Origin of the sequence: Paenibacillus apiarius (assembly GCF_017052585.1) — a bacterium.
Taxonomy (GTDB): Bacteria; Bacillota; Bacilli; order Paenibacillales; family Paenibacillaceae; genus Paenibacillus_B; species Paenibacillus_B apiarius.
In genome coordinates, this window is sequence record NZ_JAFFHZ010000001.1 from 1,681,353 (window position 1) to 1,703,679 (window position 22,327).

Below are 22,327 nucleotides of genomic sequence, written 5' to 3' on the forward strand. Positions count from 1 at the left end.
AAAAAGGACCTCCTTTCCGTAAGCGTTAGTCGATGATTTCGCCGGAGCGTTTCGCTACGCGCACTTTTTTGTCGTTCACAACTTTGTAACCAATGCGCGTTACTTTACCCGACTTCGGATCCACGTGCATTACGTTCGACGCGTGGATTGGCGCTTCTTGCTCGAGAATGCCGCCTTGTGGGTTCATAGCGTTAGGCTTCTGATGCTTCTTCACCATGTTTACGCCTTCCACAAGAACGCGGTTTTCACGAGGATAAGCTGCGATAACGCGGCCTTTTTTGCCTTTATCTTTACCCGTGATGACGATAACCGTGTCGTCTTTCTTCACGTGCAATTTGTTGTTATGCGACTCGAGAATTTTCTTCAATCGTGGCATGTGTCACACCTCCTGAGTCTTGCCTGGCGGGCAAGTTGATTAAATAACTTCCGGAGCCAGGGAAACGATTTTCATGAAATCTTTTTCGCGAAGCTCGCGAGCAACAGGTCCGAAAATACGAGTCCCGCGAGGGCCCTTGTCTTCTTTCACGATAACCGCTGCGTTCTCGTCAAATGCGATATAAGAACCGTCTTTACGACGTACAGCGCGCTTTGTACGAACAATAACCGCTTTTACAACGTCACCTTTTTTGACAACGCCGCCTGGTGTTGCTTGTTTTACGGAGCATACGATCAAATCACCAACGTGAGCTGCTTTACGTCCAGTACCGCCCAACACGCGAATGCACATCAGTTCCTTCGCACCAGAGTTGTCTGCTACCGCCAAGCGTGAAAATGGCTGAATCATTCGATTGTCCTCCTTTCGGTGAAACTATCCGTCCATTAAACGAGTACTGCTTTCTCTACGACTTCAACGAGTCTCCAGCGCTTGTCTTTCGACAACGGACGCGTCTCCATGATTTTCACTGTATCGCCGATCTTTGCTTCGTTGTTCTCGTCATGCGCTTTGAACTTTTTCGTATATTTGATGCGTTTGTGGTACAGGTTGTGCTTTTTGTACGTTTCAACCGCAACTACGATTGTTTTGTCCATCTTGTCGCTAACGACTTTCCCGATCTGCACTTTACGAGCGTTACGTTCTTCACTCATGAGTGGTAAGCCTCCTTCCTGGATACAGGATGTCTATATTCCGATATCGACATCAAGGTCAATTAACTGGTAATCCCAAGTTCTCTTTCACGAACAACCGTTTTTGCACGGGCAATCGCCTTACGTACATCACGGATGCGAGTTGGGTTGTCAAGCTGTCCGGTAGCCAATTGGAAACGGAGGTTGAAAAGTTCTTCCTTGAATCCGGCAATCTTTTGTTCAAGTTCAGCAGTGGTCAAGTTGCGGAATTCACTAGCTTTCATTTGCTTCACCACCCATTTCTTCGCGTTTCACAAACTTCGTCTTGATTGGCAGCTTATGAGCAGCAAGACGCATTGCTTCGCGTGCTACATCCTCAGGGACACCAGAAAGCTCGAACATGATCTTGCCTGGCTTGACTACAGCTACCCATTTCTCGACGTTACCTTTACCGCTACCCATCCGAACCTCAAGCGGCTTCGCCGTTACCGGTTTGTCAGGGAAAATTTTAATCCATACTTTACCGCCACGTTTGATGTAACGAGTCATCGCAATACGGGCAGCTTCGATTTGACGGTTCGTAATCCATGTAGGTTCCATAGCTTGCAAACCGTATTCGCCGAAGTTCAACGTCGTGCCACCCTTAGCTTGACCTTTCATGCGGCCTTTTTGATGCTTACGGTGTTTGACACGTTTAGGTACCAACATGATTAGTTGCCTCCTTCCTCAACAGCCTTTTTCTTAGCCGCAGGAAGTACCTCTCCACGATAGATCCATACTTTTACGCCGATTCGGCCGTAAGTTGTATGAGCTTCAGCTGTGCCGTAGTCAATGTCGGCGCGAAGCGTATGAAGTGGCACTGTCCCTTCGCTATATCCTTCCGAACGAGCGATTTCAGCACCGCCCAGACGACCGCTAACTGCAGTTTTAATCCCTTTTGCGCCTGCACGCATGGAACGTTGAATTGCTTGTTTCAATGCACGACGGAAAGAAACGCGACGTTCCAATTGTTGTGCAATGCTTTCAGCAACCAGAATAGCGTCCAAATCTGGTGTTTTGATTTCCGAAATGTTGATGTGAACTTTCTTGCCGCCAGCAATTTTAGTTACTTCACGACGAAGCGCTTCAACCTCGGAACCACCTTTACCGATGACCATACCCGGCTTGGCAGTGTGGATTGTTACGTTAACGCGGTTAGCCGCGCGTTCAATCTCAATCTTGGAAACGGCTGAATCTTTCAATCTATTTTTAAGGAATTCACGAATTTTAACATCTTCGATCAGTAATGTGCCGAAGTCTTTCTCGGCATACCACTTGGATTCCCAGTCACGGATAATACCAACTCGAAGTCCGACTGGATTTACCTTTTGGCCCACACGTTATCCCTCCTTATTTCTCAGATACCACGATTGTAATGTGGCTAGTTCTCTTGTTGATACGGCTTGCACGTCCCATAGCGCGTGGGCGGAAACGTTTCATCGTTGGCCCTTGGTTCGCATACACTTGCGTAACAACAAGTTTGTTCACGTCCATTTGGTAGTTATGTTCTGCATTGGCAATTGCCGAGTTCAACAATTTTTCCACCACTGGGGACGCCGATTTCGGCGTGTGGCGCAAAATTGCGATTGCTTCGCCCACTTCTTTACCGCGAATCAAGTCGATAACGAGCTTGACTTTGCGTGGAGCAATGCGAACATTATTCGCATGTGCCTTCGCTTGCATGGAAGTACCTCCCCTCGAATGCTATATCTCAAAATTATCGTCTGCCCGTTTTCTTATCGTCGTCATGACCTTTGTACGTACGCGTTGGCGCGAATTCGCCAAGCTTGTGTCCGACCATATCTTCCGTTACGTACACCGGCACGTGTTTACGGCCGTCATAGACTCCGAATGTGTGGCCGATGAATTGAGGAAAAATAGTAGAACGACGGGACCAAGTCTTAACAACGACTTTCTTGTTGGACTCGTTCAACTCTTCAACTTTCTTCATCAGGTGACCATCGACGAATGGTCCTTTTTTCAAACTGCGACCCATGTGTGAATCCTCCCTTCACGAGACCTTATACTTGCGCATGTTACGCCACTTCGTATTCAATCCGATTCATATTATTTCGTGCGGTGACGAACAATATATTTGTCGGAATGCTTACCTTTTTTACGCGTTTTGTAACCAAGTGTCGGTTTACCCCATGGAGACATAGGAGACTTACGACCGATCGGCGCGCGACCTTCACCACCACCGTGTGGGTGATCAACCGGGTTCATAACGACACCGCGAACGACTGGGCGTTTACCCAACCAACGGCTGCGTCCTGCTTTACCGATTTTGATAAGCTCATGGTCACCGTTACCAACGGAACCGATTGTCGCACGGCAAGTTCTCAAAATTTTGCGAACTTCGCCAGAAGACAAACGAACTGTTACATACTTTTCTTCTTTACCGAGCAATTGGGCTTCCGTACCAGCGGCGCGAACCAACTGACCGCCTTTACCCGGTTGCAACTCGATATTGTGGATAACTGTACCCACTGGAATATTCTCAAGCGGCAATGCATTACCGATTTTGATGTCCGCAGCGGAACCCGATTCGATAACGTCGCCAACTTTCAAGCCTTTCGGCGCGATGATGTAGCGTTTCTCACCGTCAGCATAGTTAATCAAAGCGATGTTGGAAGTACGGTTTGGATCGTACTCAACTGTAGCAACGCGGCCTGGAATGCCATCCTTGTTGCGTTTGAAGTCGATGATGCGGTATTTACGCTTGTGTCCGCCGCCTTGATGGCGAACCGTAATTTTACCTTGGTTGTTCCGGCCTGCTTGTTTGCTCAATGGCGCAAGCAACGATTTCTCCGGCGTGCTTGTCGTAATCTCTTCGAACGTAGACACGCTCATGCCACGACGAGCCGGGGATGTCGGTTTGTACTTTTTGATAGGCACTAGTTTTCCCTCCTTACTTTACAAGTCGTGTATTTATACCGTTTCGAAGAATTCGAGCGGCTTGCTGTCTTTAGTCAACGTTACAAATGCTTTCTTCCATTCGGAAGTATAACCAGAGTAGCGGCCATAGCGTTTAGGCTTAGCTGGCACGCGAAGCGTGTTCACGTTCGCTACTTTCACTTTGAAAATCTGCTCAACAGCTTGTTTGATTTCCGTCTTGTTAGCACGGATATCAACCTCAAATACGTATTTCAGGTCGTTCATCATGTCAGCTGTGCGCTCAGTGATAATGGGACGCTTAATGATATCGCGAGGGTCTTTCATTACGCGAACACCTCCTCTACCTTCTGAACCGCATCTTTCGTAATGATGAGCTTCTCATGGCGAAGAACATCATATACGTTCACACCGTCTGCTGCAACCAACTTCACCGAAGGAATGTTGCGAGCGGAGAGTGCCACGCTGTCATTGTACTCAGGGAGCACGACGAGCGCTTTGCGATCCACTTTCAGATTATTCAAGATCGCCGCAAATTCTTTAGTCTTCGGCGCGTTCATAGCCAATGCATCCAATACGATGATTTGCTCTGCCAACACTTTGGAAGACAATGCGGATTTAATCGCCAGACGGCGGACTTTCTTAGGAAGCTTGTAGGCATAACTGCGTGGAGTCGGTCCAAATACAACCCCGCCGCCTTTCCATTGTGGCGAACGAATCGAACCTTGACGCGCACGGCCTGTTCCTTTTTGTTTCCAAGGCTTACGGCCGCCGCCGCGAACTTCGGAACGGTTCTTAACTTTGTGCGTACCTTGACGCATCGATGCAAGCTGCATTACAACCGCATCATGAAGCACGTGTTTATTCGGTTCAATACCGAATACTGTGTCGGCCAATTCAATCTCACCGACTTGCGCACCGCTAATGTTGTATACTGCTACTTTAGGCATTCTGAGCTCCTCCTTTCCTCACCAATTACTTTTTAACTGCTTGTTTTACGTTAACGAAGCTGTTTTTAGGACCTGGAATGGAACCTTTAACGAGGATGACATTGCGTTCTGCATCCACTTTAACAACTTCAAGATTTTGAATTGTAACCGTATCTGTACCCATGTGACCTGGAAGGCGTTTGCCTTTAGGAACGCGGTTCGCTTGAATGGAACCCATGGAACCTGGTCCGCGATGGTAACGGGAACCGTGAGTCATTGGACCGCGGTGTTGTCCCCAACGTTTGATAACGCCGGCGAATCCTTTACCTTTCGAAATACCAGTAACGTCTACGAATTCACCTTCTGCAAAGATGTCGGCTTTCAACTCCTGGCCAACTTCATATTGAGAAAGTTCCACACCACGAAGTTCTTTTACGTAGCGCTTAGGCGTTGCATTTGCTTTTTTGGCGTGTCCGATTTCTGGCTTAGTCGAACGCTTTGCTTTCTTATCAGCATAGCCGATTTGGATAGCTTCGTAGCCATCGTTCTCAACGTCTTTCTTCTGAAGAACGACGCAAGGACCAGCTTCGATAACAGTTACCGGCACTACATTACCTTCAGCGGTAAAGATTTGAGTCATGCCGAGCTTTTTACCTAAGATACCTTTCATGTTGACACCTCTTTTCCATCCTTAATCCGTTCATTACTATGAAAAAAGCAGTTATTCAGCTGTGGATAACTGTTCCTTCAATAAAGCTTACAGCTTAATTTCAATATCTACACCGGACGGCAAGTCCAGGCGCATCAGCGCATCCACCGTTTGCGGCGTTGGATTCACGATGTCGATCAAGCGCTTATGCGTGCGCATTTCGAACTGCTCGCGGGAATCCTTGTACTTGTGCACCGCACGAAGAATTGTGATAACTTGCTTCTCCGTTGGCAACGGGATTGGCCCGGATACTCCTGCACCGGAACGTTTTGCCGTTTCAACGATTTTCTCAGCGGATTGATCAAGAATTCTGTGATCGTATGCTTTCAAGCGAATACGAATTTTTTGCTTTGCCATTTTAGTCCCTCCTTTTATCGCCCAATTTTGCATCGGACATACTCCGTGAAAATTTTCCTCGCACACCGCCATGGCAAAGGGGCCGGGTGTGTCGGTAACCTCTCACTTCATCGCAACGTCGACGAACAACATTCATTATTATATATAAATGTCCCGGCGATTGCAAGTGTTTTTCACAATGATTTTCATTGGCCGCTTGCATCATTCCAGGACATTATATAATCCGGCTCTATCGAATCTGCTATATGAGTTTAACATGAGCTCTGCGTGCATTGTAAGACACAGGTTTTGGATATGAATCCATCTATCAATATAGATACTTCTACTTATATTAGGTAGCTACGGATTATTTAAGCCGCCATATCGTTCCGTCGGAGTAACGAACAGATGTAATCTTCACGTTCGCTTTGACCATATTGTCATGGAAATACATTTTCCATCCATAGGCATTCGTATATCCTCTTTCCAAAGTCATTTGTTGGGCGGTTCCATTTGCTGAACCAACACCGGAAATGCTATTTTTGACGACCCGATCATAAGCATCGTAGCCCGTTATCGTCACTTTCATATAGATAATATCTCTTGCACGCTGCTTTGTAGTATAAAACTCAGTGTCTGACTCTAAATAGGGATTTTCAATCTTCTCGCCATTTGATGTTAGAACATAGTCTAATACCGTGCCGAGATATGTACCTAAATACTGTTTGCTATCCTCTTCCTTATTGCCGTCTATTGATTCAACATCCTGATCAGCCGTTCTGAACTTTTCCTCGATATATACGATAGCTCAATTTGATAAGCAGTCAGTTTACGATTTTCTATATATGCCTCTTTTTGTGTAAACGCAACATTCGACTCAATTGGAGTACGATCCGAATGTGCAATGGCAATTCCGCCCAGCTTTTTATTTATGTTTCGGGAGATGCGTATCGTATTTTGAGTCATTGTTGATGGCCACGTCAAAGCCGTAGTGGTTTAAATCTTTGACGGCAACCCAGAAAGAATTGCGAAATGTATAACCCTGTATGGGTATGCCATTGATTTTCCCTTTCAATTGCTGCGATGCAATCTTGCCAATTACCATTCCCTCCTTAAGAGGTGTTTTGGCTGAAGCAATATCAGACAAAGAAGGAAGCAGCAGCATAAACCGTTTCATGATTACTTTCATCTTAATCCTCCTGCCCTATAATATGAAGCAACACGATTGCAATCGTAGCATGTCCTATCTTCAAAACATAGAAAAAGACTGGCGTAATAGCTCAGCCTTTTCCAATAAAGATTAGGGCAACATTCACTCCGCGGCTCCCGCTATAAATGCAGTGTCGTTTCGTTCAGCCGTTCTGCCGAAGCGGCAACTTCTGCTGTCGATTGGCCGATGCCCGTAATCATTTGCAGCAGCGTCTTCATCTCCTCCTGCACATGCTCCATATCTGTCGTGCTCCGCTCTACCTGTTCAACGATATTGTGGAATGTCTCTCTCGTCTCATCTGCTTGTTCTCTAATGGCGCCTACATTCCCCTTCACCTGCGCAATGATGTGGACGACCGCATTCGTCACCAACGTGGAATTGCCAATCAGCTCTTCAATATCCGTAACCGTATCCTTCGTATGCGCAGCAAGCTTATTTACTTCTTTGGCAACGATCGCAAAGCCTGTTCCATGCTCGCCGGCACGCGCAGCTTCGATCGACGCATTGAGCGATAACAGATTCGTCTGGTCTGCAATTTCTTTAACGGCCCCTACAATCGAGCGGATGCGTACCGATGTATTTTTCAACTCGTCAATGCTCGACTTCATGGAGTGCGTATGTGCAACGATTTGCTGCATGCTGCCCGTAAATTGCATCATGAGCCGTTCACCGTCTTCCGCTCTGACCTGCGTCTGATGTGCTGAGTCGCTTGTCTGCAGCACCCTTTCATTCAAATTCATGCCGCGCATGATTAGACTTTGAATCGTTTCATTCGTATGAGCGGCAAGCTCTGCCAAGTGGCTGCTCAGTTCTGCCATATTGCCTTTCAGTTCATCCTTAACCTCTTGATATTGTCGCTCCCGTTCTATGCGGTGGCGCTCCTCGTAAGACTCAAGCACAATCTGCTGCTCCAGATTCATAATCTTCATAATCGCCCTCATCATCTGTATCTGCAGCTGCGAATCGCCGATGTGCCGATGAATGATATCGATTAACCCGTTCTGTAAATTTTGAAAGGCTCCCATATACCACTTGGAATCCAGTCCGATGCGATGATGCACTTCCGCGATCTTAAAACGTTTCTTCAAAAAAGCCTCATCGATGATACCGTCAAAGATTTCGGAAATATGCTGTTCCAACGTCTTCTTCAGACGTTCTACTGAACTGTGACTTTGAATCATGTTGTTGAGGCTGGTTACATCCAGAATCGTGTTATAGAAAACGTCCGTTATTGGGGCGATATGGGGAAGAAGATGAGGCTTTATCGCTCGCAGCAAGGATAAATCGTTATCCGTTATCCCTATCATGCCAATTTGTTTATGTATAGGATGATTCTCAGGCAATCGAATCCCTTGCTCTGCCATAATATCCGTATCGATATCCCATATTTTCACGTGATTGGGTTGGACAGGAGTCCCGACATTACTCTGGGTCTGACCAACTGTATCTATCCACCGTTGAATCCATTGCTTTATGCGCATGTTTTGCTTCCTTTCTGCCAGCACATTCTAACAACTTTCGACACAAAACAGGTCTATAAGCCTATTTAAATTTCAATGAATGCAGGATTTAAGCTCTATTATACAAGTCTTGCACAAAAAGCAAAGAGAGAACGATGAACGAACTGTGAATTTCCGATAATGGTTATGTAAAAGCGATCTAAAAAACCCCCTGTCCCGAAGGACAAGGGGTTCTATCAAGCGCCGGCTACTGCCGGCAGCTTGCATTATTTGATGATGGATGCAACCGCACCAGCACCTACTGTACGGCCACCTTCGCGGATAGCGAAGCGAGTACCTTCTTCAATCGCGATTGGAGCGATCAAGTTAACAGTAACTGTGATGTTGTCACCAGGCATAACCATTTCAGTGCCTTCTGGCAAATCGATTACACCAGTTACGTCCGTTGTACGGAAGTAGAACTGTGGACGGTATCCAGTGAAGAAAGGCTTGTGACGGCCACCTTCTTCTTTAGTCAACACGTACACTTGTGCAGTAAACTCAGTGTGTGGTTTAACCGAAGCCGGTTTAGCCAATACTTGACCGCGCTCGATGTCTTTACGGTCAACACCACGGAGCAATGCGCCGATGTTGTCGCCCGCTTGAGCGGAATCAAGAAGTTTACGGAACATTTCAACGCCCGTAACAACACATTTGCGAGTTTCTTCGTGAATACCAACGATTTCGATCTCGTCGCCGACTTTAACTGTACCACGCTCTACACGGCCAGTAGCAACTGTACCGCGGCCTGTGATGGAGAATACGTCCTCGACAGGCATCAAGAAAGGTTTGTCAGTGTCGCGCTCTGGAGTTGGGATGTACTCGTCAACTTGGTTGAACAATTCAACGATTTTTTCAGCCCATTCTCCTTCAGGATTTTGAAGAGCTTCACGAGCAGAACCGCGAATGATTGGAGTATCGTCGCCAGGGAATTCATATTCGCTAAGAAGATCGCGAATTTCCATTTCAACCAATTCCAACAACTCTTCGTCTTCAACCATGTCGCATTTGTTCATGAATACGACGATGTAAGGTACGCCTACTTGGCGGGAAAGCAAGATGTGCTCACGAGTTTGCGGCATTGGGCCGTCAGCTGCGGATACAACGAGAATCGCGCCGTCCATTTGAGCAGCACCCGTAATCATGTTCTTAACGTAGTCGGCGTGACCTGGGCAGTCAACGTGAGCATAGTGACGGTTAGCCGTCTCATACTCAACGTGGGAAGTGGAAATTGTGATACCGCGTTCGCGCTCTTCTGGAGCTTTATCGATTTGATCGAATGCGATAGCGGATCCACCGCCGTATTTTTTTGCCAGAACTGTAGTGATTGCAGCAGTCAAAGTTGTTTTACCATGGTCAACGTGACCGATCGTACCGATATTAACGTGCGGTTTCGTACGTTCAAACTTAGCCTTTGCCATTTGAACTAGTTCCTCCTTAATAAGTGGAATGTATGGTTTAATGGCTGGAAGCGCACGGGCAAGCCATGCGCTCAGCCGATTGAAAACAATTCAAGGACGAAATTACTCGCCTTTGTTCTTGGAAATAATCTCTTCCGAAATGTTCCGTGGAACTTCTTCGTAGTGAGAAATTTCCATTGAGAACACGCCACGGCCTTGTGTACCGGAACGAAGCGTTGTCGAGTAACCGAACATTTCTGCGAGAGGCACTTTGGCACGGATAATTTGTGCGCCTGCACGGGAATCCATACCTTCGATGCGACCGCGGCGAGAGTTCAGCATACCCATAACGTCGCCCATGTACTCTTCAGGAACAGTGACTTCGACTTTCATGATTGGCTCGAGCAAGCAAGGATTACACTTGTCTTTTGCTGCTTTAAGCGCCATGGAACCGGCAATCTTAAACGCCATTTCACTGGAGTCGACATCGTGGTAAGAACCATCGAAGATGGTCGCTTTAATATCAACGAGCGGGAAGCCGGCCAAGACACCGTTCTTCATCGACTCTTCGATACCGGCTTGTACCGGCGCGATGTATTCGCGCGGAACGACACCACCGACAATTTTGTTCTCAAAGGTAAAGCCAGCGCCTGGCTCTTGCGGTTCGAACTCAATCCATACGTGTCCGTATTGACCACGGCCACCGGACTGACGAACGAACTTACCTTCAACCTTAGCGGCTGTACGGAACGTTTCACGGTAAGCAACCTGAGGTTTACCTACGTTTGTTTCCACTTTGAACTCGCGACGCATACGGTCAACGATGACATCAAGGTGAAGCTCACCCATACCGCCAAGAATCGTTTGTCCCGTTTCTTCATCCGTGTGAGCACGCAATGTTGGGTCCTCTTCCGTAAGCTTAGACAAAGCTACGCCAAGTTTGTCTTGGTCCGCTTTTGTCTTCGGCTCAACGGCGATATGAATAACCGGTTCAGGGAAATTCATGGATTCCAAGATGATCGGGTGCTTCTCGTCACAAAGCGTGTCGCCAGTACCTGTATCTTTCAAGCCTACTGCAGCTGCGATGTCACCAGAGTAAACTACGGCGATTTCTTCACGGCTGTTCGCATGCATTTGAAGGATACGACCGATACGCTCGCGCTTGTTCTTCGTTGCATTCAGAACGTAAGAACCGGAGTTCAGTACGCCAGAGTATACGCGGAAGAACGTCAGCTTACCAACGTATGGGTCTGTCATAATCTTGAACGCGAGGGCCGCGAACGGCTCTTCGTCCGAAGAATGACGAATCGATTCCGTACCATCTTCAAGATGACCTTGAATATCAGGTACATCCAATGGAGATGGCAGGTAGTCAACAACAGCGTCGATCATCATCTGAACGCCTTTGTTACGGTAGGAAGATCCGCATACAACCGGGAAGATTTGAACGTTGCATACCCCTTTGCGAAGAGCTGCTTTCAGTTCAGGAACTGAAATTTCTTCGCCTTCAAGGTACTTCATCATCAAGTCTTCGTCGAGCTCTGCAATCTTCTCAACCAATTCCATGCGAAGTTCTTCAACTTTGTCTTTCAACTCAGCAGGAACTTCAGTTTCATCAACTTCTTTTCCGAGGTCATCTTTGAAGATGTACGCTTTTTCCGTCATCAAATCGATGATACCTACGAAATCATTCTCTGCGCCAATCGGCAATTGAATCGCTACAGCGTTCGCTTGCAAACGATCTTTCATGGAATCAATAACGCCGAGGTAATCAGCGCCGATGATGTCCATTTTGTTCACGTAAGCAATACGAGGCACACCATAACGGTCAGCTTGACGCCATACCGTTTCGGATTGCGGCTCAACGCCCTCTTTTGCAGAGAAAACGCCTACGGCTCCGTCCAATACGCGAAGGGAACGCTCAACCTCTACCGTAAAGTCAACGTGGCCCGGAGTATCGATAATGTTAACGCGGTGACCTTTCCATTGTGCGGTTGTTGCCGCAGATGTAATCGTGATACCGCGTTCTTGTTCTTGTTCCATCCAGTCCATTGTTGCAGAACCTTCATGGGTTTCACCAATCTTATGAGTACGACCAGTGTAGAACAAAATACGCTCCGTTGTCGTTGTTTTACCGGCATCGATGTGAGCCATGATCCCGATGTTACGCGTATTTGCCAAGGAGAACTGTCTTGCCATGGAGTGATCTCCCTTCAAAATGGGTTAGGTGACTCGATAATCGAGACCCGAATAGCTTTATTCTACCAACGGTAGTGAGCAAACGCTTTGTTCGCTTCAGCCATTTTATGCGTATCTTCGCGTTTCTTAACAGCTGCGCCAGTGTTGTTGGAAGCATCGATAATCTCTGCTGCCAAACGCTCTTGCATTGTTTTTTCACCGCGGTTGCGCGAGTAGTTAACCAACCAGCGCAATCCCAAGGATGTGCGGCGCTCAGGTTTAACCTCGATAGGTACTTGATAGTTAGAACCACCTACACGGCGAGCTTTAACTTCAAGGACCGGCATAATATTTTTCAATGCTGCTTCAAACACTTCCATAGGATCATTTCCTGTGCGTTCACGAACGACTTCAAATGCATCGTATAGAATTGTTTGAGCAACACCACGTTTACCGTCGAGCATGATGCGATTAATCAGGCGAGTAACCAGCTTGCTGTTATACACCGGATCCGGCAACACGTCGCGCTTAGGAACTGGACCTTTGCGTGGCATGTGAATCCCCCTTTCCAAATGACTTCATAAGAGACGCGAACTATTATTTCTTCGCTTTAGGACGCTTCGTACCGTATTTGGAACGAGCTTGCATACGGTTGTTCACACCTGCAGTGTCCAATGCACCGCGAACGACGTGATAACGAACACCCGGAAGGTCCTTAACACGGCCGCCGCGAACGAGAACGACACTGTGCTCTTGCAGGTTATGACCGATACCGCCGATATAAGCATTCACTTCAACCCGGTTCGTCAAACGAACACGTGCATATTTACGAAGCGCGGAGTTCGGTTTCTTCGGAGTCAATGTACCTACACGAGTGCAGACACCGCGTTTTTGAGGCGCGCTCAAATCCGTTTCTTCGCGTTTCAACGCGTTGAACCCTTTTTGCAATGCTGGGGATTTGGATTTCTTGATTTTAGCTTCGCGGCCTTTACGTACCAATTGGTTAATTGTTGGCATGTTGCCACCCCCTTCCCATAAAATTAAACACCTTTACAACCCATTCATTTAAGCCCACAGATCCAGGTGGTTCATAAATGAACAAATGAAAAGTTTTTGCCGTAGGACTTCACCTTTAACAAAAACATAGGTTTCCTTATTCATTGCCTTCGACGACAGCCACCATAGCAGCGCCCACTTCAATGCCGCATGCTTTCCCGAGTTCGCGCATCGTGCTTACATAAGTAAGCTTGACGCCCTTCTTCTCGCACAGCGCTATGACCTTGGACGTTACACGCGAGTCTGCGTCTTCTGCGACATACACTTCAATGGCCTTGCCATGCTCAACCATCTTTAACGTTTGTTTCGTCCCAATTCTTACATTGCTATCCTGTAACCCTTTATCATTAGACATGAAACATGTTCCTCCAAAAGTACAGGTCATTGCCTCGGGCACACTACGATATATTAGCATTTCAAAAACCGAGTGTCAAGCAGTTTATTTACTTTTTATTGCAAACTATTAAATTAAAAAAAGAAAAAGCGAGGGGGAGAGGATTATACCACACTAGCGTAATATAATTCCCCTTCGCTTCTCAAACAGAAAGTCAGCTGGCACCCTGCTTGCCGGCGCCAGCTGACACTCCGCCATTATTCATTGTACAGCTAAGTCAAGCTTACTCCGATGCGCCTACGCCGGCAGCGTCCAAAGTTTCTTCCGTTGCTTCTTCTTCAAGCGGATTGATCAGCTTCACGCTGCGGTAACGGTTCATACCGGTACCGGCAGGAATGAGCTTACCGATAATGACGTTCTCTTTCAAGCCGAGCAATTGGTCGACTTTGCCTTTGATCGCCGCATCGGTCAATACGCGTGTCGTTTCTTGGAACGATGCTGCCGACAAGAAGGAATCTGTCTCAAGAGACGCTTTGGTGATACCAAGCAAAATTGGTTTCGCCACGGCAGGCTCTTTTCCAGCAAGAATCGCATCTTTGTTGGCTGATTCATATTCATGCATATCTACAAATGATCCTGGCAGAAGAATCGTATCTCCCGCATCAACGATGCGGATTTTGCGCAGCATCTGCTTGATCATGACTTCAACGTGCTTATCGTTGATTTCTACCCCTTGGTTCCGGTAAACGCGCTGAACTTCTTGCAAGATATAGTTCTGCACGCCGCGAATACCTTTGATGCGGAGCATTTCTTTCGGGTCGATCGAACCATCCGTAATCTCGTCGCCGGCTTCGATCTGCATGCCTTCGGTTACGCGAATGCGGGAACCATAGGTAACTGGGTACACCTTCGTCTCAGCCTCGCCTTGGACTTCCACTTCACGGCGGTCTTTCGCTTCGCGAATCTCTTTGACGACACCGTCGATCTCGGAGATAATCGCTTGACCTTTCGGATTCCGCGCTTCAAAGAGCTCTTGGATACGCGGCAAACCTTGTGTAATATCGTCTCCTGCAACACCACCGGTATGGAACGTACGCATCGTGAGCTGCGTTCCTGGTTCACCGATGGATTGCGCCGCGATAATACCGACGGCTTCCCCGATTTCCACGTGCTTGCCTGTCGCCAAGTTGCGGCCATAACAGATCTTACATACGCCATGACGGGCACGGCAGCTAAGAACAGAGCGAATTTGCAGCTTTTTGACGCCGGCATTGACGATAGCTTCTGCCTTGTCCGTGTCGATCAGCTCGTTGCGGTGAACGATAATTTCGCCCGTTTCCGGATGACGAATCGTTTCGAAGGAATAGCGGCCCTCAATTCGGTCATACAATCCTTCGATGACTTCTTTGCCATCGGAAATATTGCTGACCAAGAAGCCTTTGTCTGTGCCGCAATCGTCTTCGCGGACGATAACGTCCTGCGCAACGTCGACGAGACGACGGGTCAAGTAACCCGAGTCAGCCGTACGGAGAGCCGTATCCGCGAGACCTTTCCGCGCACCGTGAGTGGAAATAAAGTATTCCAAAACCGTAAGGCCTTCACGGAAGTTCGATTTGATTGGCAATTCAATAATCCGTCCAGACGGGTTCGCCATCAGACCCCGCATACCGCCGAGCTGAGTAATCTGCGATTTGTTACCCCGTGCTTTCGAGTCTACCATGAGCATGATGGAGTTGTAACGATCCATCGATTTCATGAGTATATCTGTAATTTTATCCTTCGTCATGGACCACACTTCAATAACACGGTCATAACGCTCGTCATTCGTAATCAGACCGCGACGATACTGGTTCGTGATGACTTTGACCTTCTCTTCGGATTCCTTCAAAATATCCACTTTTTCCGGAGGCACGACAACATCCGACACCGCAATCGTAATTCCGGCGCGTGTGGAGTACGTAAATCCGATTTGCTTGATACGGTCCAAAATGACCGACGTCTTCGTCGTATGGAAAATATCGAAGCAACGGGCAATGATTTGACCGAGATAGTCTTTGCCGACTGCCCCGGATTGCGGAATATTCTGAATAATTTCATGAATATTCGCGCCTTTTTCATAAATAAAGTAATGATCCGGAGTTCCCTCGAACAAGTTGCGCTTCGTCGCCTCGTTGATGTATGGGAATTCTGCCGGGAAAATTTCATTGAAAATGATGCGTCCTACCGTTGTAACGATAAACGCTTCTTGTTGCTTATCCGTAAACGAAGTCTTATTCAAAGCCTTCGCAGGAATGGCAACACGCGCATGCAAGGACGCCGTGCCGCGTTGGTATGCAGACACCGCTTCGTTCACAGAAGCAAAAATCATGCCTGAGCCTTCGGCTTCTTTGTTATCCATCGTCAAGTAGAAAGATCCGAGGACCATATCCTGAGACGGGGTAACGACCGGCTTGCCGTCTTTAGGGTTCAAGATGTTGCCGGAAGCCAGCATAAGCAAGCGCGCTTCAGCTTGCGCTTCTGCCGACAACGGAACGTGAACGGCCATCTGGTCACCGTCAAAGTCCGCGTTGTACGCCGTACAAACGAGCGGGTGAAGACGGATTGCGCGGCCTTCGACCAAGATCGGTTCGAACGCTTGGATACCGAGACGGTGAAGCGTCGGCGCACGGTTCAACAGAACCGGGTGCTCGCGGATAACTTCTTCGAGAACGTCCCATACTTCCGGACTGACGCGCTCCACTTTGCGTTTTGCGCTCTTGATGTTGTGTGCCAAACCTTTATTCACGAGCTCTTTCATGACAAAAGGTTTGAACAGCTCAAGGGCCATTTCCTTAGGCAAACCGCATTGGTACATCTTCAAGTAAGGACCTACAACGATAACGGAACGACCGGAATAGTCAACCCGTTTACCAAGCAAGTTCTGACGGAAGCGCCCTTGTTTCCCTTTCAGCATATGGCTAAGTGATTTGAGCGGACGGTTCCCTGGACCTGTTACCGGACGGCCGCGACGGCCGTTGTCGATCAAGGCGTCTACCGCTTCTTGAAGCATCCGTTTCTCATTTTGTACAATGATGTCCGGTGCTCCCAAGTCGAGCAAGCGCTTCAAACGGTTGTTCCGGTTAATGACGCGGCGGTACAAGTCGTTCAAGTCGGACGTAGCAAAACGACCGCCATCAAGCTGCACCATCGGACGAAGTTCCGGAGGAATGACCGGCAGCACATCAAGAATCATCCAATCCGGGCTGTTGCCGGAATTGCGGAATGCCTCAATGACTTCCAGACGCTTAATAGCCCGGTTGCGGCGTTGGCCTTGAGCTGTGCGCAGCTCTTCTTTGAGCATATCCAGCTCTTTGTCCAAATCCAAATCTTGAAGCAGCTTTTTGACAGCTTCCGCACCCATACCGGCTTGGAAAGCATGACCATATTTCTCACGGTAGCTGCGATATTCTTTCTCGGACAACAGTTGTTTCTTCTCAAGCGGCGTATCTCCTGGGTCCGTTACGACATAGGAAGCGAAATAAATGATCTCTTCCAATGAACGCGGGGACATATCCAGCGCTAAGCCCATACGGCTCGGAATACCTTTAAAGTACCAAATGTGCGATACCGGAGCGGCCAATTCAATATGCCCCATCCGTTCACGTCGAACTTTTTGGCGAGTTACTTCAACGCCGCATCGATCACAGACGACGCCTTTATAACGTACACGTTTGTATTTACCGCAATGACACTCCCAATCCTTCGTCGGCCCGAAAATCTTCTCGCAGAACAAGCCTTCTTTCTCCGGCTTCAGCGTGCGATAGTTGATCGTTTCTGGCTTCTTGACTTCGCCGCGAGACCACGAACGAATTTTGTCGGGAGAGGCAAGCCCGATTTTCATGAATTCAAAATTGTTGACGTCCATCAAGGAGCGACCCTCCTTAATCTGTACTTGAGTTCGCCGCTTTTGTTTTCACACAGGAAGCGGCCTTCTGTGTTCGAATCTATATGGGTTGACGATGGCCGGAACGGCAAGAGCCGCCGACCATCGTCTGAACCAACAACGCTATCCAATTTGCGCAACTGTTACTCTGCTACGTATTCGTCATCCGTACCCAGATTCAATTTATCCTGAGGGGCATCGTCGTCTTCGTCCAATTCGCGCATTTCAATTTCTTCTTCGTCCTCTGTCAAAATCTTGACGTCCATACCCAAGCTTTGCAGCTCTTTAATCAAGACCTTAAATGACTCTGGAACACCCGGCTCCGGCACGTTTTCGCCTTTGACAATCGATTCGTACGTCTTCACGCGGCCGACGACATCATCGGACTTGACGGTAAGAATCTCTTGCAAGGTGTATGCCGCACCATAAGCCTCCAGTGCCCATACCTCCATCTCGCCGAAGCGCTGGCCGCCGAACTGTGCTTTACCACCGAGCGGCTGCTGCGTAACGAGTGAGTAAGGGCCCGTAGAGCGGGCATGAATTTTGTCGTCGACCATGTGCGCGAGCTTAATCATGTACATGACGCCGACTGTCACTTCACGTTCGAACGGTTCGCCCGTACGGCCGTCATACAACCGCGTCTTACCGTTGCGCTGCATTCCGGCTTCTTCCATCGTATCGAATACGTCGTACTCGGTCGCGCCGTCAAATACCGGGGTAGACATATGCATGCCGAGATAGCGCGCAGCCATACCCAAGTGAACTTCGAGCACCTGACCGATATTCATCCGGGAAGGAACGCCGAGCGGGTTCAAGACGACTTGAACCGGCGTGCCGTCCGGCAAGAATGGCATATCTTCTTCCGGAAGGATACGTGCGATGACACCCTTGTTACCGTGGCGTCCCGCCATTTTGTCACCCTCGGAAATTTTACGTTTTTGGGCAATATATACTCGAACGAGCTGATTGACGCCTGGCGGAAGCTCATCGCCATTCTCGCGCGTGAACACTTTAACGTCAACGACGATGCCGTCGGTACCATGCGGTACGCGCAGGGACGTGTCACGAACTTCGCGGGCTTTTTCACCGAAGATGGCGTGCAGCAAGCGTTCCTCTGCCGTCAGTTCCGTAACGCCTTTTGGAGTTACTTTACCGACGAGAATATCGCCTGCTTTAATTTCAGCACCGACGCGGATAATGCCGCGCTCGTCAAGGTTCTTGAGCGCTTCTTCACCGACGTTCGGTATGTCGCGAGTGATTTCTTCCGGTCCGAGCTTCGTATCACGGGCTTCGGACTCGTACTCTTCAATGTGAATGGACGTGTAGACATCCTCTTTAACCAGCTTCTCGGACAACAGAATCGCGTCCTCGTAGTTGTAACCTTCCCACGTCATAAACGCAACGACGACGTTGCGTCCAAGGGCCAATTCGCCCACCTCCGTGGAAGGTCCGTCCGCAAGAATATCGCCTTTCTTGACGATTTCGCCTCGCTTCGCAAGCGGACGCTGGTTAATGCATGTTCCTTGGTTGGAACGCATAAACTTCTGCAATTTATATTTCACGAGGTCGCCTTTGACCTCTTTGCCGTCCACTACTTCGACGCGACGCACTTGCACTTCATTGGCCGTGACGCGTTCCACGTAGCCGTCCACTTTAGATACGACGCACACGCCGGAATCTTTAGCGGATTTGTGCTCCATTCCCGTACCGACAAACGGCGCCTCCGGAATAAGCAAAGGCACAGCTTGCCGCTGCATGTTCGAACCCATGAGCGCACGGTTGGAGTCATCATTCTCCAAGAACGGGATGAGCGCGGTCGCTACCGACACAACCTGCTTCGGCGAGACGTCCATGTAGTCTACACGTTCGCTCGGCATCGTCAAGATGTTGTCAGATTGCTTGTTGTAACGAACAATGACCATTTCGTCCTGGAACGAGCCATCTTCATTCAACAGCGCGTTCGCTTGGGCAATGACGTAGTTGTCTTCTTCATCCGCCGTCATATAATCGATCTGTTCGGACACCTTGCTTGTCTTCGGATCCACCCAACGGTATGGGGCTTCAATGAAACCGTACTCGTTGACGCGGGCAAATGTAGACAAGGAGTTGATCAAACCGATGTTCGGTCCCTCCGGCGTCTCGATTGGACACATCCGGCCATAGTGAGAGTGGTGAACGTCTCGAACTTCAAAGCCCGCGCGTTCACGCGTCAGACCGCCGGGTCCGAGCGCAGACAGACGGCGTTTATGCGTCAGTTCTGCAAGCGGGTTCGTCTGGTCCATGAACTGAGACAGCTGCGAACTTCCGAAGAACTCTTTAATAGACGCAATAACCGGTCGAATGTTAATCAAAGCCTGCGGTGTAATGACATTCGCGTCTTGAATCGACATCCGCTCGCGAACAACGCGTTCCATACGGGACAGACCGATACGGAACTGGTTCTGAAGCAGCTCGCCTACCGAACGCAGACGACGGTTGCCCAGATGGTCGATGTCGTCCGTGCTGCCAATTCCGTGCAGCAAGTTCATAAAGTAGTTGATAGACGAGATAATGTCTGCTGGCGTAATGTTTTTAACGGCTTTGTCGATAATGCCGTTGGCGATGACCTTGATGACCTTGCCTTCCTCAATCGGCGAGAACACCTCAATCACCTGCATCGGAATATCGTCGGTTTCCAATACGCCGCCCGCAACATGATATGTTTTAAAGCCAACATTGCTTTCGAGTCGCGGCAAAATTTCGTCCAATAGACGACGGTCAATCATTTGACCTGCTTCTGCGATAATCTCGCCCGTATCCGGGTCGATCAGCGTCTCAGCCAAGCGTTGGTTGAACAAGCGGTTCTTAATGTGAAGCTTCTTATTCATTTTGTAGCGCCCAACATTCGCCAAATCATAGCGTTTAGGATCGAAGAAACGTGCGATCAGCAAGCTTCTCGCATTGTCCAATGTCGGCGGCTCACCCGGACGCAAGCGCTCATAAATTTCAATCAGCGCTTTCTCCGTCGAATCTGTATTGTCTTTATCCAGCGTGTTGCGGATATATTCGTCGTGTCCAAGCAAATCTAAGATTTGTTCATCGGTACCAAAGCCCAAGGCACGAAGCAGCACCGTCACCGGAATCTTCCGCGTGCGGTCGATGCGGACGTAAATGATATCTTTCGCGTCCGTCTCCAGCTCCAACCATGCCCCACGGTTCGGAATGACCGTCGCCGTGTAGGTTTTCTTCCCGTTCTTGTCAACTTTAGTACTAAAATAGACACTTGGGGATCGAACCAACTGGCTGACAATAACGCGTTCCGCACCATTGATGATGAACGTACCCGTTTCGGTCATAAGCGGGAAATCACCCATGAATACTTCCTGCTCTTTGACTTCTCCGGTCTCTTTGTTGAGTAGACGCACCTTAACCCGAAGCGGCGCTGCGTAAGTCACATCGCGTTCCTTCGAATCATCGACCGAATATTTTGGTTCGCCCAAGCTGTAATCAATAAATTCCAGAACTAAATTGCCTGTGAAATCCTGAATTGGCGAAATGTCTTGGAACATTTCACGCAATCCCTCGTCCAAAAACCATTCGTACGATTTCTGTTGGATTTCAATCAAGTTCGGAACTTCGAGTACCTCTTTGATTCGCGCGTAGCTGCGCCGAGTGCGTCGTCCATACTGAACAAGATGTCCTGCCAACTTTAACTCACCCCTCATGTCTACTACAAAAATGGATTGCGAATCCTTTTCGGTATCCTTTATAATAAAGTCCACGAAAGAGACTCTGAAACAAGTTGAAAATGTAGAAAATAAAGCAAAAAGAAAAACGCACGTTCACGGCAAAAACGCGAATTGCGATGGACGCCGTTTCCCCGTGCCGCCGTTTCATGTTGTCGTTTGTCCTTCATATCGATAGACTTGCCCAAAATGTAAACATTATACGTCAATTCCTAAAAAAGTATGCATCGTTTTAAAAAAAGACTTGACATTTTGGTCATGTAAAGACATGAAGGCCATCCTAATACTGACATTTTATAATAATATCACATTGGGCATATGAAGTCAACTCGAAAATTGGGTTACCGTCTATTATCGTTTCGTTGCCCGATATACGCGATACCCTTTATCCTTCGTTACCAACTCCACATTGTCTTCTCCGAACAACGTATGCAGCTTCGCCTCGGCTGAAGGCGCCCCCTGCTTCTTCTGAATCACGATCCAGAGCGATCCTTGTTCGTTTAATTGTTCATAGGACTGTTCGAAAATGCGATGGACGACTTCTTTCCCGGCCCGAATCGGAGGATTGGTCAAAATGACATCAAAGCGTTCGCCTGTAAGTGCGGCCAATCCGTCACTTTCCTGAACCGTGACATTATGAATGCCATTTTGCGCGGCATTTTCCCGTGCCAGCTGCAAGGCGCGTTCATTGACGTCCACCAACTTAACATGCCCCTGCCTTGCCAAGCGAGCTGCCGTCAAGCCAATTGGCCCATACCCGCAGCCGACGTCAAGCACCTGCGCCTGTTCGGGAATGTCCATGCTGTCAATCAATACGCGGCTTCCATAGTCAACGGCGCCCTTCGAAAATACGCCTGCATCGGAAACGAACTGGAAGTTCATTCCGCGAAGAGCCGCCCGCCACTGCTGACGGTCATGCGAAGCCTCCGGCCGTTTGCTGTAATAGTGTCCGTTCATTCCCTTACCTCCTAGCGAGTTACACTCCAGCAGGTCAAAATCGCTGCCGTTCATTGGCTAAGATGCGCACCAT

Annotated in this window: 24 protein-coding genes; all 24 read right to left on the reverse strand. The window is 48.4% G+C overall.

Going from position 1 to position 22,327, the window contains the following annotated elements; all coding sequences use genetic code 11:
* Positions 1 to 25: 25 nt before the first annotated feature.
* The 24 genes from rplX to JSQ80_RS07935 all read right to left on the reverse strand — a co-directional run bounded on the left by rplX (position 26) and on the right by JSQ80_RS07935 (position 22,254).
* Positions 26 to 376: a 50S ribosomal protein L24 gene (rplX, locus tag JSQ80_RS07820; protein WP_019420707.1), complete on the reverse strand. Its 351-nt coding sequence runs from the start codon at positions 374 to 376 to the stop codon at positions 26 to 28.
* 39 nt (positions 377 to 415) lie between these two features.
* Positions 416 to 784, reverse strand: coding sequence for a 50S ribosomal protein L14 (gene rplN, locus JSQ80_RS07825; protein WP_019420706.1), 369 nt, complete (start codon positions 782 to 784; stop codon positions 416 to 418).
* Between the two features lie 35 nt (positions 785 to 819).
* Positions 820 to 1,086, reverse strand: coding sequence for a 30S ribosomal protein S17 (rpsQ, locus tag JSQ80_RS07830; protein WP_019420705.1), 267 nt, complete (start codon positions 1,084 to 1,086; stop codon positions 820 to 822).
* Positions 1,087 to 1,148: 62 nt separating this feature from the next.
* Complete coding sequence (gene rpmC, locus JSQ80_RS07835) at positions 1,149 to 1,349, reverse strand: 50S ribosomal protein L29 (protein ID WP_019420704.1); 201 nt, start codon at positions 1,347 to 1,349, stop codon at positions 1,149 to 1,151.
* Positions 1,339 to 1,773, reverse strand: coding sequence for a 50S ribosomal protein L16 (gene rplP, locus JSQ80_RS07840; RefSeq protein WP_019420703.1), 435 nt, complete (start codon positions 1,771 to 1,773; stop codon positions 1,339 to 1,341). Before rplP ends, rpmC begins: the two co-directional genes overlap by 11 nt.
* A gap of 2 nt (positions 1,774 to 1,775) precedes the next feature.
* Positions 1,776 to 2,441, reverse strand: a complete 666-nt coding sequence (gene rpsC, locus JSQ80_RS07845; RefSeq protein WP_087432348.1) for a 30S ribosomal protein S3 — start codon at positions 2,439 to 2,441, stop codon at positions 1,776 to 1,778.
* Between the two features lie 13 nt (positions 2,442 to 2,454).
* Positions 2,455 to 2,787: a 50S ribosomal protein L22 gene (rplV, locus tag JSQ80_RS07850; protein WP_087432349.1), complete on the reverse strand. Its 333-nt coding sequence runs from the start codon at positions 2,785 to 2,787 to the stop codon at positions 2,455 to 2,457.
* Positions 2,788 to 2,821: 34 nt separating this feature from the next.
* On the reverse strand, positions 2,822 to 3,100 hold the full coding sequence (rpsS, locus tag JSQ80_RS07855; RefSeq protein WP_206094929.1) for a 30S ribosomal protein S19: 279 nt from the start codon (positions 3,098 to 3,100) through the stop codon (positions 2,822 to 2,824).
* Between the two features lie 71 nt (positions 3,101 to 3,171).
* A complete protein-coding gene (rplB, locus tag JSQ80_RS07860; protein WP_087432350.1) occupies positions 3,172 to 4,002 on the reverse strand; it encodes a 50S ribosomal protein L2 in 831 nt (276 codons plus the stop codon).
* Positions 4,003 to 4,035: 33 nt separating this feature from the next.
* Complete coding sequence (gene rplW / locus JSQ80_RS07865) at positions 4,036 to 4,326, reverse strand: 50S ribosomal protein L23 (protein ID WP_019420698.1); 291 nt, start codon at positions 4,324 to 4,326, stop codon at positions 4,036 to 4,038.
* Positions 4,326 to 4,949 (reverse strand): 50S ribosomal protein L4, encoded by a 624-nt coding sequence (gene rplD, locus JSQ80_RS07870; RefSeq protein ID WP_087432351.1) that lies wholly within the window; start codon positions 4,947 to 4,949, stop codon positions 4,326 to 4,328. The genes rplW and rplD overlap by 1 nt, the downstream gene beginning before the upstream one ends.
* Positions 4,950 to 4,974: 25 nt before the next feature.
* Entirely contained in the window at positions 4,975 to 5,598 is a 624-nt protein-coding gene (gene rplC, locus JSQ80_RS07875; RefSeq protein WP_087432352.1) for a 50S ribosomal protein L3, read from the reverse strand.
* A gap of 87 nt (positions 5,599 to 5,685) precedes the next feature.
* On the reverse strand, positions 5,686 to 5,994 hold the full coding sequence (gene rpsJ / locus JSQ80_RS07880; protein WP_006676490.1) for a 30S ribosomal protein S10: 309 nt from the start codon (positions 5,992 to 5,994) through the stop codon (positions 5,686 to 5,688).
* A gap of 346 nt (positions 5,995 to 6,340) precedes the next feature.
* Complete coding sequence (locus tag JSQ80_RS07885) at positions 6,341 to 6,562, reverse strand: hypothetical protein (RefSeq protein ID WP_206094930.1); 222 nt, start codon at positions 6,560 to 6,562, stop codon at positions 6,341 to 6,343.
* A 336-nt stretch (positions 6,563 to 6,898) separates the two neighbouring features.
* Positions 6,899 to 7,162 (reverse strand): hypothetical protein, encoded by a 264-nt coding sequence (locus JSQ80_RS07890; protein ID WP_206094931.1) that lies wholly within the window; start codon positions 7,160 to 7,162, stop codon positions 6,899 to 6,901.
* A gap of 140 nt (positions 7,163 to 7,302) precedes the next feature.
* Positions 7,303 to 8,664, reverse strand: a complete 1,362-nt coding sequence (locus tag JSQ80_RS07895) for a globin-coupled sensor protein (RefSeq protein ID WP_206094932.1) — start codon at positions 8,662 to 8,664, stop codon at positions 7,303 to 7,305.
* A gap of 245 nt (positions 8,665 to 8,909) precedes the next feature.
* Positions 8,910 to 10,103, reverse strand: a complete 1,194-nt coding sequence (gene tuf / locus JSQ80_RS07900; protein WP_087432356.1) for an elongation factor Tu — start codon at positions 10,101 to 10,103, stop codon at positions 8,910 to 8,912.
* Between the two features lie 102 nt (positions 10,104 to 10,205).
* Positions 10,206 to 12,281: an elongation factor G gene (gene fusA / locus JSQ80_RS07905; RefSeq protein WP_087432357.1), complete on the reverse strand. Its 2,076-nt coding sequence runs from the start codon at positions 12,279 to 12,281 to the stop codon at positions 10,206 to 10,208.
* Between the two features lie 62 nt (positions 12,282 to 12,343).
* A complete protein-coding gene (gene rpsG, locus JSQ80_RS07910; RefSeq protein ID WP_087432358.1) occupies positions 12,344 to 12,814 on the reverse strand; it encodes a 30S ribosomal protein S7 in 471 nt (156 codons plus the stop codon).
* Positions 12,815 to 12,857: 43 nt separating this feature from the next.
* On the reverse strand, positions 12,858 to 13,277 hold the full coding sequence (gene rpsL / locus JSQ80_RS07915; protein ID WP_019420691.1) for a 30S ribosomal protein S12: 420 nt from the start codon (positions 13,275 to 13,277) through the stop codon (positions 12,858 to 12,860).
* 136 nt (positions 13,278 to 13,413) lie between these two features.
* A complete protein-coding gene (locus tag JSQ80_RS07920) occupies positions 13,414 to 13,671 on the reverse strand; it encodes a ribosomal L7Ae/L30e/S12e/Gadd45 family protein (protein WP_087432359.1) in 258 nt (85 codons plus the stop codon).
* A gap of 262 nt (positions 13,672 to 13,933) precedes the next feature.
* Positions 13,934 to 17,557: a DNA-directed RNA polymerase subunit beta' gene (gene rpoC / locus JSQ80_RS07925; protein ID WP_087432360.1), complete on the reverse strand. Its 3,624-nt coding sequence runs from the start codon at positions 17,555 to 17,557 to the stop codon at positions 13,934 to 13,936.
* A gap of 158 nt (positions 17,558 to 17,715) precedes the next feature.
* Entirely contained in the window at positions 17,716 to 21,258 is a 3,543-nt protein-coding gene (gene rpoB, locus JSQ80_RS07930) for a DNA-directed RNA polymerase subunit beta (RefSeq protein ID WP_206094933.1), read from the reverse strand.
* A gap of 390 nt (positions 21,259 to 21,648) precedes the next feature.
* Positions 21,649 to 22,254 (reverse strand): class I SAM-dependent methyltransferase, encoded by a 606-nt coding sequence (locus JSQ80_RS07935; RefSeq protein WP_206094934.1) that lies wholly within the window; start codon positions 22,252 to 22,254, stop codon positions 21,649 to 21,651.
* Positions 22,255 to 22,327 lie beyond the last annotated feature (73 nt).